The 13811-nt window shown below is 72.2% G+C and carries 11 protein-coding genes and 1 riboswitch; of the genes, 5 read left to right on the forward strand and 6 right to left on the reverse strand.

What is annotated here, in order from left to right; translation table 11 throughout:
* The first annotated feature begins 31 nt into the window (after positions 1-31).
* Complete coding sequence (locus AB0B35_RS15220; protein ID WP_361045496.1) at positions 32-1942, forward strand: ATP-dependent DNA helicase; 1911 nt, start codon at positions 32-34, stop codon at positions 1940-1942.
* 130 nt (positions 1943-2072) lie between these two features.
* Here the strand turns inward: AB0B35_RS15220 and AB0B35_RS15225 are convergent, their stop codons facing one another.
* Both AB0B35_RS15225 and AB0B35_RS15230 read right to left on the reverse strand, forming a co-directional pair.
* Complete coding sequence (locus AB0B35_RS15225; protein ID WP_361045345.1) at positions 2073-3260, reverse strand: DUF5685 family protein; 1188 nt, start codon at positions 3258-3260, stop codon at positions 2073-2075.
* A gap of 204 nt (positions 3261-3464) precedes the next feature.
* Entirely contained in the window at positions 3465-3800 is a 336-nt protein-coding gene (locus AB0B35_RS15230) for a co-chaperone GroES (protein ID WP_360531399.1), read from the reverse strand.
* A gap of 87 nt (positions 3801-3887) precedes the next feature.
* Here AB0B35_RS15230 and AB0B35_RS15235 point away from each other — a divergent pair, with 87 nt between their 5' ends.
* A complete protein-coding gene (locus AB0B35_RS15235) occupies positions 3888-5147 on the forward strand; it encodes an AI-2E family transporter (RefSeq protein ID WP_361045348.1) in 1260 nt (419 codons plus the stop codon).
* A gap of 63 nt (positions 5148-5210) precedes the next feature.
* Here the strand turns inward: AB0B35_RS15235 and AB0B35_RS15240 are convergent, their stop codons facing one another.
* A complete protein-coding gene (locus tag AB0B35_RS15240; RefSeq protein ID WP_361045350.1) occupies positions 5211-6704 on the reverse strand; it encodes a PrsW family intramembrane metalloprotease in 1494 nt (497 codons plus the stop codon).
* An 83-nt stretch (positions 6705-6787) separates the two neighbouring features.
* Positions 6788-6904: riboswitch (SAM riboswitch) on the forward strand.
* Positions 6905-7003: 99 nt separating this feature from the next.
* Here AB0B35_RS15240 and AB0B35_RS15245 point away from each other — a divergent pair.
* Positions 7004-8278, forward strand: a complete 1275-nt coding sequence (locus AB0B35_RS15245; RefSeq protein ID WP_361045353.1) for an aminotransferase class V-fold PLP-dependent enzyme — start codon at positions 7004-7006, stop codon at positions 8276-8278.
* Positions 8279-8346: 68 nt separating this feature from the next.
* Here the strand turns inward: AB0B35_RS15245 and AB0B35_RS15250 are convergent, their stop codons facing one another.
* Positions 8347-9960, reverse strand: a complete 1614-nt coding sequence (locus AB0B35_RS15250; RefSeq protein WP_361045356.1) for a hypothetical protein — start codon at positions 9958-9960, stop codon at positions 8347-8349.
* 47 nt (positions 9961-10007) lie between these two features.
* Complete coding sequence (locus AB0B35_RS15255; RefSeq protein WP_361045359.1) at positions 10008-11165, reverse strand: FUSC family protein; 1158 nt, start codon at positions 11163-11165, stop codon at positions 10008-10010.
* Positions 11166-11222: 57 nt separating this feature from the next.
* Here AB0B35_RS15255 and AB0B35_RS15260 point away from each other — a divergent pair, with 57 nt between their 5' ends.
* Positions 11223-11855, forward strand: a complete 633-nt coding sequence (locus tag AB0B35_RS15260; protein ID WP_361045362.1) for a metal-dependent phosphohydrolase — start codon at positions 11223-11225, stop codon at positions 11853-11855.
* 186 nt (positions 11856-12041) lie between these two features.
* Here the strand turns inward: AB0B35_RS15260 and AB0B35_RS15265 are convergent, their stop codons facing one another.
* Positions 12042-12311, reverse strand: a complete 270-nt coding sequence (locus AB0B35_RS15265; protein ID WP_361045365.1) for a DUF4031 domain-containing protein — start codon at positions 12309-12311, stop codon at positions 12042-12044.
* A gap of 22 nt (positions 12312-12333) precedes the next feature.
* Between AB0B35_RS15265 and AB0B35_RS15270 the strand changes: the two genes are divergently transcribed.
* On the forward strand, positions 12334-13722 hold the full coding sequence (locus tag AB0B35_RS15270; protein ID WP_361045367.1) for an FAD-linked oxidase C-terminal domain-containing protein: 1389 nt from the start codon (positions 12334-12336) through the stop codon (positions 13720-13722).
* The last annotated feature ends 89 nt before the right edge of the window (positions 13723-13811 follow it).

Raw genomic sequence — 13811 nt, forward strand, 5'->3', positions numbered from 1 at the left:
CGGCGGCTCGGCGCGGCCCGGCCAGCAGGCCATGACCGCGGCCATCAGCACGGCCATCGAGTCCGGCGACCACCTGCTGGTGCAGGCCGGGACCGGCACCGGAAAGTCGCTGGCCTACCTCGCCCCGGCGCTGACGGTGGACGGACCTGTCGTCATCTCGACGGCCACGCTCGCGCTCCAGTCGCAGCTGGTCGAGAAGGATCTGCCGCGCATCGGCAAGGCGATCTCCCCGCTGCTCGGCCGTGAGCCGACGTTCGCCCTGCTCAAGGGCCGTCACCACTACGTGTGCCTGGCGAAGCTGGAGCACTCCGACGAGCAGGACCCGCAGGACTCGCTGTTCGACGCGGGCAGCAGCGGCAGCGGCGTGAAGTGGCTCGGCGAGTCCGGCCGGCTGGGCAAGCAGATCGAGCGCATCCGCGACTGGGCGATGGAGAGCGACACCGGCGACCGCGACGAGCTCGACCCGGGCGTCGACGACACCGCCTGGCGCATGGTGTCGACCCCGGCGCGCGAGTGCGTCGGCGCGGCTCGCTGCCCGTACGGGCCGGACTGCTTCGCGGAGCTGTCGCGCGCCCGCGCCCGCGAGGCCGACGTGGTGGTCACCAACCACTCGCTGCTCTCGGTCGACATGATGGCCGGGCGGCACATCGTGCCCGAGCACAAGCTGCTGATCATCGACGAGGCGCATGAGCTCGCCGACCGGGTGTCCAGCGCGGCCCAGGCCGAGCTGACCCCGGACGCGGTGGACCGCACCGCCCGCGCCGCCCGCCCGTTCGTGGAGGGCGAGGAGTACCAGTCCCTCGTCGAGGCGGCCGACGCGCTGACCGTCGGGCTGGCCGAGACCCAGGCCGGGCGCATCACCGGCAAGCTGCCGGCGGGCATCGTCGAGGCGTGCACGCTGCTCGACGGCGCGACCCGCCGCGGCCTGAGCCGGATCGGCGAGATCAAGGCCGAGGACCCCGATCCGGTACGCAAACAGCAGGCCAAAGCACTGCTCGACGAGGTGTCCAAGACCGCGCAGCGGCTGCTGGAGGACAACGAGCACGACGTCGTCTGGGTGGAGCACGAGCCGCGCCGGGCCCTGGTGGTCGCGCCGCTGTCGGTCGCCGGGCTGCTCGGCGAGAAGCTCTACGAGGACCGCACCGTCGTCGCCACCTCGGCCACGCTGACCCTCGGCGGCAACTTCGACACCCTCGCCCGCTCGCTGGGCCTGCCGGTGAGCACCAAGGCTCCCGCCAAGCCGGGCACGCAGCCGGAGCCCGCGTCCGGGCCCGGCTGGAAGTCGCTCGACGTCGGCTCCCCGTTCGACTACCCGAAGCAGGGCATCCTCTACGTCGCGGCGCACCTGCCCCGGCCCGCCGCGTCCGGCCTGCCGGATGCCGCCGCGGCGGAGCTGCTGGCGCTGGTCGAGGCGCTCGGCGGGCGTACCCTCGGGCTCTTCTCCTCCCGCAAGGCCGCGCAGCAGGCCGCGGAGTTGCTGCGCGCCAAGACGAACCTGACCGTGCTGCTGCAGGGCGATGAGGCGCTGCCGCTGCTGGTCCGCAAGTTCCGCGAGGACCGCAACAGTTGCCTGCTCGGTGTCATGTCGCTGTGGCAGGGCGTGGACGTGCCCGGTGACGCGTGCCAGCTGGTCGTCATCGACCGGCTGCCGTTCCCCCGCCCTGACGAGCCCCTGGCCTCGGCCCGCTCGGCGGCGGTCGACGCGGGCGGCGGCTCGGGCTTCGCCGCGGTGAGCGTGCCGATCGCGGCCATCCGGCTGGCCCAGGGCGTGGGCCGGCTGATCCGGTCCACCTCGGACAAGGGCGTGGTCGCCGTGCTCGACTCCCGCCTGGAGACCGCCCGCGGCTACGGCTCGTTCCTGCGCGCCAGCCTCCCGCCCTTCTGGTACACCACCAAGCAGGAAGTCGTCCTCAAGTCCCTGAAACGCCTCAGCGAGAGCTGAGCCGCCGCGCCCCGTCGCGTCAAGATCGCTCGACTTGCCTGGCACCTGTGCGAATCGCTGCTCAAGATACGCACAAGTGCCGGGCAAGTCCGATGATCAAGGCGCGGTGGGCGACCGGGAAGGGTCGGCGTCAGCAGTCGCAGCTGCAGTCACAGCAGTCGCAGTGCTTGCAGATCTTGCAGCAGTTGCAGACGTCGCAGCAGCTCCCGCAGTCGCTGCCGCAGTCGCAGTTGGTGCACCAGCCCTCGTGGGGCAGGCCGCTCCACGGGCCCGGGTAGGGGTCGCGGCAGCAGACCTGGCAGGTGCAGCACATCCAGCTCGCGACGGCGCAGCCGAAGATCGGCCCACGGGTGACCGGCGGCAGCTCCACCTGCGGCCACCAGCACGAGCCGCTACCCGAGGGCTTGGGTGCCTTCGGCTGGCGGCCCTTCTTGCCCGGCTGGACGACCGGCGGGTAATAGTCCGGGTCGGAGCCGGCGAAGGTGCGCTCGATGGCGTGCTCGACCTCGTGCACCAGCAGCCGGTGCACCAGCTTGCGGTCGTCGAAGGCCACCTCGTCCAGGGCCAGCCGGATGCCCGCCGCGGCGTCCCGGGCCAGGGCCCCGGCCTGTGCGAACGACGACCCGGTGGCGAGCAGCGGGTTCCATGCCCCGGTAGCCCGGTCGGCGGCGAGGTCCTCGACCGCGTCGAGCAGGTGCGCGATCCGGCCGAAGAAGCGGCCCGCCTCGGCCAGCGGCTCGGCGTTGCCGGGCCGACCCGCCAGCACCGCGGTGTGCGCGAACGCGGCGGCGGTGGCGAGTTCGGTCGGCTCGGTGACGGCGAGCAGGGATCCGCCCAGGGTGATCGCCCGCTCCACCTCGCGCTGGCCGTGCACGGCGGTCAGCAGCACACCGGTGTCCAGGCCGAGGTCCAGGCCGGACCGGTGTGCCCGGGCGGCCCAGCGCCGCGCGAGCAGGCGGGCTCCGGCGGCTACCGGGCGGCGGGCGTACGCGCCGTCGCCGTCGGCGGCGTGGTCGGACAGTTTGGCCGACGCCAGCACCAGGGAGACCGTCGCGGCCAGCCGCGCGCCCACGCCTTGCGCCACCGGTGCGGTGCGCATGCCGCGCAGCGGGCACGGCCCGGCGGTACGCCGGTGCACGGTCGCCTGCTGCGCCTGGGTCAGCACGGAGATGATCAGGCCGTCGTAGTTGGTGACGATGCGGGCCGCCTGGCCGTGCTCGTCTCGCAGGGCAAGGCACAGCCCGCACAGGTGGCCGAGCCACTCACTGTGCAGCCGCTCGGACAGGCTGTGCGCGCAGGGTCTGATGATGCCGAACACGCGCGGCAGCCTAGATCACGCTGTCATCCCGTGCCCGGGTCGTGTCGCCGAGCCGACCGATCCCGTCCGGCCGCCACCGGCGGCCGCTTGACGGCACGCCGGCGCTTCGGCGGGGGCGAGGGCGGGCTGGGTCAACCGGGCAGGCCACCACCGCGTGGCGCGACAGCGAGGCGGCGGCGCGGCTGGGTCAGTCGCACGCGAGGGTCAGAGGTAAAGGCCTGTGGCGTCCGGCTCGACGCGGGAGGCGGCGACCGCGTGCACGTCGCGCTCGCGCAGCAGCACGTACGCCTCGCCGTGCAGCTCCACCTCGGATCGCTCGTCGGGATCGAACAGCACCCGGTCGCCGACCTGGATCGCGCGCACATGCGGGCCGACGCCGACGGCGGTGGCCCAGGACAGCCGCGTCCCGACCGAGGCGGTGGCTGGGATCACCAGGCCCGCGGACGAGCGCCGCTCCCCCTCGGACGCCTCCTGCTTGACCAGCACCCGGTCGTGCAATAGGCGGATCGGCAGGCCGGTCTCGGCGGTGTCTGCGTTCAGTGTCACGCCGGTCAGGGTACTTCCCCGATGGTGCGGTGGCCGCAGGCGACTAACGTGGTGGCGTTGCCTGTCCACGGGAGGACACCAGTGGGTCGTTTGGACAACTTCAAGGCGAATGTGCGGCGGGCCTACGAGGCCAGCCGTGCCAGCGCCCGCGCCAAGCGTGAGCAGGAGGAACGCGAGCGCCGGGAGGCCGAGCAGCCGATGCCCGAGGTGGCCGAGCCGGAGCTGGCCCACCACTCGACCAGCAGCCGCGACGACATGGACGTGCCGTACGCGCTGCGCATCGGCGGGGCCTGGGCCTGGCGCATCATCGTGCTCGGCTTCGTGCTCGTCTACCTGCTGCAGTTCCTCGGGAAGATCAGCATCGTCATCGTGCCGGTGCTGATCGCGATGCTGCTCGCCGCGCTGCTGGCGCCCGCGGTGCGCTGGCTGAATCGCATCCACGTGCACCGCTCATTGGCGACCGCGATCGTCGTGGTGACGGGTCTGGCCGGGGTCGCCGGCACGCTGACCCTGGTGATCAACCAGTTCGTCAACGGGCTGCCCGACCTGACCAAGAACGCCGCCGAGGGCGTGCAGCAGATCCAGGCCTGGCTCAAGAACGGCCCGCTGCACCTGACCGACGCGCAGATGGGCAGCGCGATCGACTCGGTCACCAAGACCATCACCACCAACAAGGAAGCCCTCACCACCGGCGCGATCACCACCGCGACGACCGTGTTCGAGGTGCTCAGCGGCCTGTTCCTGGTGATCTTCACGCTCTTCTTCTTCCTGCGTGACGGCCGCGTCATCTGGCGCTTCCTGCTGCGCCTGGTGCCGAACCAGGCCCGCGAGCCGCTCGACCGGGCCGGGCTGGCCGCCTGGGCCTCGCTGGGGGCGTATGTGCGGGCCACCGTGCTGGTCGCGTTCATCGACGCGGTCGGCATCGGGATCGCGCTGGCGGCCCTGCGGGTGCCGTTCGCGCTGCCGCTGGCCGCGCTGGTGTTCCTCGGCGCGTTCATCCCGATCGTCGGCGCCACCCTGTCCGGCGCGGTCGCGGTGCTGGTCGCCCTGGTCACCAACGGCCCGCTGACGGCGCTGCTGGTGCTGGCCGCGGTCATCGCCATCCAGCAGATCGAGGGCCACCTGCTCCAGCCGCTGATCATGGGGCGGGCGGTGGCCATCCACCCGCTCGCCGTGATCCTCGGCATCGCCGCGGGCGTGGTGCTGGCCGGGATCGTGGGCGCGCTGATCGCCGTACCGCTGATCGCGGTGCTCAACACGGCGATCCGGCAGCTGGCCGGACGCCCGCAACCGGAACCGGACTCGGTGATCGTCAAAGCGCCGCCGGCCCCCGCCGCCTGACTTTCCAAACGGAAAAAGGGCTCCGCCGGTCGCACCGGCGGAGCCCTTTCTGTTACGGCGGCGTCAGGACGCCTGCGGCGGGTAGTACGGCTGTGGCGGGTACGGGTACCCCGGCTGCGCGGGATACGCCGGGTACGCGGGTGCGGGCGGAGGCAGCAGCACCGGCACCGGCACCACCGGCTCGGCCGGCATGGGCACCGTGCGGGTCACCCCGTCCGGGAACGCCATCCGGTACGCGGTCCCGTCGAAGAAGGACGGCGGCACCTGCGGATCGCGGCCCACGAACACCGCCCGCGTGGTGCTGAGCACCTGCAGCAGGTCACGCTCCTCGGTCGCGCTGCGAGCCCGATCGGCGTCGTACTCGTCGAGGCCGCGGTTCATGCCGTCGCGTACCAGCGCCAGCCGCGTGGCGGCGAACTGGAACTCCTTCATCGCCCGGCGGCCCGGCTCCCCGGCGACCCGCTTCGCCCAGACCCGGGCGGCGTGCCGGCGGGCGAGCGTGCCCATCGCCGCCACCTCGGGCGGGGTGAGCCAGCCTGCCGTGGCGTACGCGGGCAGCACCTGCAACGCCAGCCGGCCCTCGCGGGCGCGCACCCACAGCGCGACGCCAATCATGGACAGGAACACCGGCACCATGACGGCGATGTAGCCGTACAGGAAGAAGTAGGGGCTGATCGAGGCGGACAGCGTGGCCATCAGGTTCCACGAGCCGTGCAGGATCATCGCCAGCAGCAGCCCGCCCACCGGCGCGCACCAGCGCACCCAGCTGCTGGCCGAGCGTGCGGCGATGCCGATGCCGATGCCCGTCATCGAGGTGAACAGCGGGTGGGCGAACCCGGAGATCAGGATGCGGCCCAGGAACATGCCGAAGACCAGCTGCGCCCCGGAGTACGGCCCCCACTGCTCGTTGCCCGCGTAGAAGCCGTGCCCGCCCAGGTAGAGGATGTTCTCCACCATCGCGAAGCCGACCCCGGACAGGCCGCAGTAGACGATGCCGTCGGTGATGCCCGACAGCTCGCGGCGACGCCGCCACAGGATCCACAGCGGGAACGCCGCCTTGCCCAGCTCCTCGATGAACGGCGCGACGACCGTGGCCACCACCGCGTCGGGCAGGGTGACCACGTTCAGCCAGCCGGTGAAGAACGAGTTGACGCCCAGCGCCAGCAGCGTCGCCGGGAACGCGCCCCACAGGAAGCTGATCACCAGCAGTCGCGGCGGTTCCGGCTCGTACCGGTCGAGCCAGAGGAACGCGGCGACGAGCACCGGCACCGGCAGCAGCGCAGCGGACAGGCCGACCGCGAACGCCAGCGGCCCGATCCGCCAGCCCAGGTAGCCGAGCATGGCCAGGGCCGAGCCGCCGACGACGACGATCGCGAGCAGCAGCGGCAGCCAGCGCCGGGGGCGCTTGAGCGGCAGCGACGGCTCCGGCAGCGCGGGCGGCAGGCCGAGCTCGGCCGTGCCCACCGGCAAGGGCTGGGCCGGCGCGGGCGGCGGCGCGCTGTAGGGGCCGGCGTCGGCCCTGCCGGGTTCGGTCCCAGGAGTCGGGAGGTCGGACATGGGCGCAGCCTACCTCCGCTATGCTCGGCGAAAGGTCACGAGTGTCAGCCGCTCTCACATTCGCCTGCGCAGGTAGGCGAAAGTGTCGAAAGATGGAGCAAAGCCCCGGCTTGCTGACCGGCAACCCTCTGTAGTTCGCGGTGGGGTGCCCCGGGTGATGACCGGGCCCAGCCCGTTGTCGTGCTGGGCAAGCGCGGACCTTTGCCTCCGCTTGTGGCTCGTCCCGACGACCCGCCTGAACGGCGGCTCCGAGGACTCCCACCAGCGGTCCAGGGGTCCCCTGACCCCGGAGGTGCCCCATGACCGCAATCGCCCAACGACCCTGTAGCGCCGTCGAGACCGCCGACGTGACACCCGTCCGCGTGGCCGAGGCCGAGCTGTCCGTGCTCGGCGTGCCCGGCCAGATCAATCTGGACTACGCGGCCACCGCGCCCTGCCTGAAGGCCGCCGCCGACGCGGTCACCGCCCTGCTGCCCTGGTACGGCTCGGTGCATCGGGGCGCGGGCGCGCTGTCGCAGCGCTGCACCCTGGAGTACGAGCGCGCCCGGCAGACCGTCGGCGACTTCGTCGGCGCACGCGAGGGCGACCACGTGGTGTTCACCCGCAACACCACCGACGCGCTGAACCTGCTGGCGCACGCGCTGCCGGCGGGCACCACGGTGATCACGTACGCCGGGGAGCACCACGCCAACCTGCTGCCCTGGCCCAACGCGGTGCGCCTGCCGGTGCCGGGTTCGCCCGACGCCGCGGTGCGCTACCTGGCCGCCGCGCTGGCCGAGGTGCGCCGGGGCAACACCGACGGCGAGGTCCTCGTCGCCGTCACCGGCGCGAGCAACGTCACCGGCGAGCTGTGGCCGGTCGCGCAGCTCGCGCTGATCGCGCACCGGTTCAACGCGCGGGTCGTGCTCGACGCCGCGCAGCTGGCCCCGCACGTGCCGGTCGACGTGTCCACCCTCGACGTCGACTACGTGGCGCTGTCCGGGCACAAGCTGTACGCCCCGTTCGGTGCGGGCGTGCTCGTCGGCCGGGGCGACTGGCTCGACGCCGCGCGGCCGTACCTGGCGGGCGGCGGGGCGACGAGCGGGGTCGGCGACGCCACCCACGACGTACGGTGGACCACCGGTCCGGCCCGGCACGAGGCGGGCACGCCCAACCTGCTCGGCGCGGTGGCGCTGGCGGCGGTGTGCGCCTCCCTGGAGGCCGCCGACCGGTATGCGTTGCACGCCGAGGAGCAGCGCCTGCTGGCGAAGCTGCGGGCGGGGCTGGCGGAACTGCCCGACGTCGCCGAGCTGCGCACCTTCGACGCGGACGCGGCCCGCATCGGCGTGGTGTCCTTCGCCGTACGCGGCCGCGACTCCGCCGAGATCGCCCAGCGGCTCGCCCGGGAGCACCACATCGGCGTACGCGACGGCCTGTTCTGTGCCCACCCGCTGGCCCGCCGCCTGCTCGGTGAGGCGTCGGTGCGGGCGGGCTGGGACGGCGTGCCGGCCACCGCGCTGCGCGCCAGCATCGGCATCGGCTCCACGGACAGCGACGTGGACACGTTCCTCGGCGCGCTGCGCGCCGTCGTCTGAGCCCGCGAGCGACGACAGCGGCCGGTGACCCCCGACGGGTCACCGGCCGCTGCGCGCTACCTCGGCGATCAGGCCTGGGCGTCGTCTCCGACGACCTTGCGACGGCGCGTCACCAGGAACAGCACCGCCCCGAGGACCACGACGCCGCCGCCGATGCCGGCGATCAGGCCGACGTTGGCACCGGTCACGGGCAGGCCGCCGCCGTTGCCGCCGTTGCCACCGCCGGCCGGCGGAGTTCCGATCTTGATGACGACCTTGGCGATGTCGTTCTTGGGGTTGGTGTCCTTGCCCACCGACGTGGTCGTCTGTGCCCTGCCGTCGCTGCCGATGGGCGCGGAATCGATGTGCACCAGCAGCTCACGGGTCAGTGATCGGCCCGGCTGCAACTCCGATTCGAATCCGCAGCCGATCTCGGTCTCGCCGGTGTAGTACGCGGGGATCTGCCCCTTGCCCTCGCACCAGCCGACGGACGGCAGCGAGTCGGGCGCGACAAAGGAGGTGCCGGAGGGCGCCTTGATCGAGAAGCCCGGTCCGGTGCTCGCCTTGCCGACGTTGCTGACCGAGACCTTGATTTTCACTGTGTCGCCGACCTTGCCATATGCCGTGGTCACGCTGATGGCCTGGTCGACCGCGACCGGAGCGGCCACGTGCACGGCGAACGAGGCGTCATCGTCGGCCGGGTCGACGTCGCCGGCCTCGCCCGCATTCGACACCGCATCCTTCAGCAGGCCTTCGACGAGCTGCTCGAATTGCTCCTCGGTCACCTTGTCTGCGACCTCGAACCCCTCGACCTTCGTCACGACCCGCCCGGCAGGCTCCTGGGCGGACGTCTTGATGGCCTTGGCGCTCACCAGGCCGCCGGGCAGCGCCCGCGGTCCGTCGACGAGGCCCGGCAGGACATAGAGGTAAGCGAGGGACGTGGGCGTGAAAGCGCCGCCGGGCGGGATCACCAGGTCGGGAGCCGAGCATTTGATCACGGACAGGTCCTGCTCGACACCGCACCACCCAGGGAAGTCCCCGCCGCCGTCGTAGATGACGTGGGGTGGCAGCGTGATGCTGAATTCCAGGCCGTGCACGTACTGGTCGCCGTTGTTGTGGATGCCCCACGCCAATGGCGCGTTCTCGCCGGGCTTCACGGGGATGACCTTGCCGGCGGCGGTGTAACCCGCGACCACGTCGAACGCGAAGGACATCAGGTCCGCGCCGCTGTCGACGACCTGCACCGGCACGGTGACGCTGTTGTTGGCGGTGTCGACATCGCCGGCTGCGGTGAACGACACCGAGAACGAGCCTGCGGCGCCCGCCGTCTTGCCGACGTTACGCAGGTAAACCGCATCGATGTAGGACTCACCGGGAGCGAAGCCGTAGAGCTGGCACTTCGCGATCTTCCCTGTGATGTCGCAACCCGACTCCTCCAGGAAGGAAAGGTCGGCGGCGACGAGGGAGCTGGTCAGACCACTGAAGTCGTAGGTCAGCAAGGCGTCACCGGACGCAGCGGTGCCGACGTTGGACAGGTCGACTCGGAAGCCCTTGCCCTCGGCCTCGACAGCGATCTTGCTGGCGGGGACGTTCACGGCCAGGTCGATTCCGGCGGCCGCGTGGGCCGGTGTGCCCAGCACAGCGGAGAGCCCGCCGGCGAACAGCAGCGAGGCACCCGCCGCCAGGGCGGTGCGGATCTTCATTTGTGTTGCCCCCGTGGATGGATGAGGAGTCGATCAACGGGGGGACGCTACCCAGCTTGTTCCGAGCTTCCACCAGCCGAACGGGTGGAACCCGATTGGTCGATCCGGCCAACCGCGCGCCTGACCTGCCGTTCTGCCTCTTCACGGGACAAGCCGGCCGCCCGCAGCAGGTCCGTCGCCGTCGAGCGCACCTGCGCGAACACCACCCCGCCGGAGAAGTCCAGGCCTGCCTGGTGCGCCTGGCGGGCCTCGCGCACCGCCCGCGCGGCGGCCTCCACCGCCTGCTCCGGCTCGACCGCGTCGGCCAGCTCCCGGCGCAGCGACGACACCGACTGCGCCAGCGCGTGCACGGCCTCGACCAGGGAGGCGGGCACCGTTTCGCGGTCGCGGATCATCGATACGATGCGGCGTACCAGCACCCGGCTGTTGCGCAGCGAGCGCGCCAGATGGTCCGCGGCCTCGATGTAGGCCTGCAGCAGGCCGTGCTTGCCCCAGTGCAGCGGGGCGATCGTCGCCAGCTCCTTGCTCGCCTTCAGCGACTCGCCGAACGCCCGCAGGTGCGACTCCGCCTCGCGCAGACGGTCCAGCGCGTCCTGGGCCGCCGTCGCGTCACCGTGCGCCAGCGCGTCGGCCGCGTGGTTCAGCCCGTCGGCGAGCGAGTCCATCAGCGGCCCGACCGCCCGCTTCACCTCGGTCAGCGGGTTCAGCGGCAGCAGCAGCGCCATCACCAGCAGCGCGATACCGCCGCCGACGACCGCGTCGACGAAGCGGCTCAGGTAGTAGTCGCTGGTGATCGGCAGCAGCGTGGCGACCAGGATGCCGGACGAGGCCGCCTGGGTCACCAGCGAGGCCGAGCCGCCGATGAAGATGGCCAGGTTGATGGCGAGCAGCACCACCAGCGACACCTGCCAGGCGCCCCGGCCGATGACCAGGATGAGCAGCTCGCCGAGCAGGATGCCGACCGCGTTACCGGCCACGATCTCCGCCGCGCGCCGCATCCGCTGCCCCACCGAGATCGCCAACGTGACCACTGCCGCGATGGGCGCGAAGAAAGGCTGGTAGTGGCCGAGCAGGACGTGCGCCACGTACCAGGCGAGCCCCGCCGCGACCGATGCCTGCACGGACAGGATGAGGCTGCCCCGCACCCGCCGCACCCGGTCGCGCAGCGTGATCCGCGTGCGTCGGCCCAGCTCGGCGGCGTCCACCACCTAACTGTGGCGCACCCGGCACCGCGCGCCCGACGGATGCGCCAAGATTTGGCCATGACCAGTCTGCTCACCACCGACCGGTTCGCCGCCGCCGCGCGGGCCGCCGGAGCCACCGCCCCGGACAGCGTGCTGACCGAGGTCGGCACCGAGCTGATCAGCCGCTGGTCCGAGCCGCAGCGGTACTACCACACGGTGGAGCACCTGGCGGCCTGCTTGGAACTGGTCGGCGACGAGCCGGTGGTCGCGCTGGCGGTCTGGGGCCACGACGCGGTCTACGATCCGACGGCAGCCGACAACGAGGAACGCAGCGCCGTGCTGACCGCCGAACTGCTGACCGAATGCGAGGTGCCGGTCGCGGTCATCGAGGAGGTCAGCCGCCTGATCCGCCTCACCGCCGGCCACGCCGTCGCCCCCGGCGACCGCAACGGCGCCCTGCTGGCCGACGCCGACCTCGCCATCCTCGCCGCCCCCTGGCCCGACTACGTCCGCTACGTGGCCGCCGTCCGAGCCGAGTACTCCCACGTCCCCGACGACCTCTGGCGCATCGGCCGCAGCACCGTCCTCCAGTCCCTGCTCGCCCTCCCCACCCTCTACCACCACACCCCCGCCCTCGAATCCCCAGCCCGCACCAACCTCCACCGCGAACTCTCCTCCCTCACCCCCACTCCACCCCCACCAACGGGTTGATCATGAACTTATGGCACGGGTCGCCGGCATGTCATGGGCACAACCTCATGATCACCCATCCGACCGGCGAGGCGGCGGCAGGCGCGAGGGACTCGCTTTGATCATGAAGTTGAGGCAAGGACACGCCGTCGAGCCGTGCCATAAGTTCATGATCAACCCGTTGGTGGGGCGGGGCGGTGGGGCGAGTCAGTGGGGGCGGGTGAGGTGTTTGGGGATGCGGAGGCCGGCGGCGCGGAGCAGGCGGGCTATGTCGCGGGAGGTCGCGTAGTGGGCGCCTAGCCAGAGGGCAACCGGGACGCGCTCGGCGGGGATGTCGTAGTGGTCGCGGTCGAAGCCGCGGCGGGGCGCGCCGAGCAGTTCGGCGAACGCGTGCAGCTCCGCGAGGGACACGTCGCTGACCAGATGCGCCCACAGCCGGCCGTGCGCGGGCCAGACCGGGCTGTCGACATGGATCACGCGTCCACGCTAGCGTGCGAACGTGACCTTCCTCGACGAGCTGACGGCTGCTCTGGGCCCCGACCGCGTGATCACCGATCACGACCTGCTGATCTCGTACCGGCGTGACGAGGCCGACCTCTGCGAGGCGGGTACGCCGCTGGCGGTCGTACGCCCGGAGGAGACCGCGCACGTCGCCGCCGCGGTCGCGATCGCCGCGCGGCACGGGGTGCCGGTGGTGCCGCAGGGCGCGCGGACCGGGCTCGCCGGCGGCGCGAACGCGATCGACGGCTGCCTGGTCGTGTCGATGCTGGCCATGAACCGCATCGTCGACCTCGACACCGCCAACCGGATCGCCACCGTCCAACCGGGAGTCGTCAACGCGGTGCTGGCCCGCGCCGCGCTCGCCGAAGGCCTGCGCTACCCGCCGGATCCGGGCTCGTGGGAGTCGAGCACCATCGGCGGCAACGTCGCCACCAACGCGGGCGGCATGTGCTGCGTGAAGTACGGCGTCACCACCGAGTACGTGCTCGGCCTGGAGGTCGTGCTCGCCGACGGCCGGGTGCTGCGCACCGGTCGCCGCACCCCGAAGGGGGTCGCCGGATACGACCTGACCAGGCTTTTCGTCGGCTCCGAGGGCACCCTCGGGATCATCACCGAGATCACCGTGGCGCTGCGCCCGGCCGCCGAGGAGTCGCTCACCATGGTCGCGGTCTTCCCGACCACGGCCGCCGCCGGCGACGCGGTGAACCGGATCTTCGCGGCGGGGCTCGCCCCGAGCCTGCTGGAGCTGCTGGACCGGGTGCACCTGGAGGCGCTGGAGGCGTACCGGCCGATGGGGCTGGACACCACCGCCGCCGCGCTGCTGCTGGCCGCGGTGGACACCGGGTCGCGGGCCGTCGCCGACCTGGAGGCGATCGCCGAGCTGGCCCGGCAGGCCGGTGCGGGCGAGGTGTGGCAGGCCACGGACGCGATGGAGGCCGCCGAGCTGCTGCAGGCGCGGCGGCTCGCGCACCCGGCGATGGAGCACCTGGCCCTTTCGCTGTACGAGCACGGCGGGCTGATCATCGACGACATCGCGGTGCCGCGTACCCGGCTGGCGGAGCTGCTCGACGACATCGTGGAGATCGCCGCCAAGCACGACGTGCCGGTCGGCGTCGTCGGCCACGCGGGCGACGGCAACCTGCACCCGAACATCGTCGTCGACCGCGCCGACCCGGCCAGTGTCGCGGCGGGCCAGCGGGTATTCGACGAGATCATGGAACGCGGCCTGGCCCTGGGCGGCACCTGCACCGGCGAGCACGGCGTCGGCCTGCTCAAACGCGACTGGCTCGCCACCGAGCTGGGCGAGGTCGGTGTCGACGTCCAGCGTGCCGTCAAGTCCGCCCTGGACCCCGCCAACCTCCTGAACCCAGGCAAGGTCCTGCGCTGACCCAGAACACCTGCCCGCGGGTCCCGTGTTCAGATCGCGATCCGCGGCCCGGCGTGCCATGATCGCCGTTTCCGGTCAGAAGCCGCGGT

The organism is Catellatospora sp. NPDC049133 (assembly GCF_040648455.1).
Classification (GTDB): domain Bacteria; phylum Actinomycetota; class Actinomycetes; order Mycobacteriales; family Micromonosporaceae; genus Catellatospora; species Catellatospora aurea.

Excerpts from the sequence above, each read along its gene's own strand:
- AB0B35_RS15220 (WP_361045496.1), top strand. The coding sequence starts at position 32 with ATGACCGCGGCCATCAGCACGGCCATCGAGTCCGGCGACCACCTGCTG.
- AB0B35_RS15245 (WP_361045353.1), top strand. The coding sequence starts at position 7,004 with ATGACCGCAATCGCCCAACGACCCTGTAGCGCCGTCGAGACCGCCGAC.
- AB0B35_RS15240 (WP_361045350.1), bottom strand. The coding sequence starts at position 6,704 with ATGTCCGACCTCCCGACTCCTGGGACCGAACCCGGCAGGGCCGACGCC.
- AB0B35_RS15260 (WP_361045362.1), top strand. The coding sequence starts at position 11,223 with ATGACCAGTCTGCTCACCACCGACCGGTTCGCCGCCGCCGCGCGGGCC.
- AB0B35_RS15250 (WP_361045356.1), bottom strand. The coding sequence starts at position 9,960 with ATGAAGATCCGCACCGCCCTGGCGGCGGGTGCCTCGCTGCTGTTCGCC.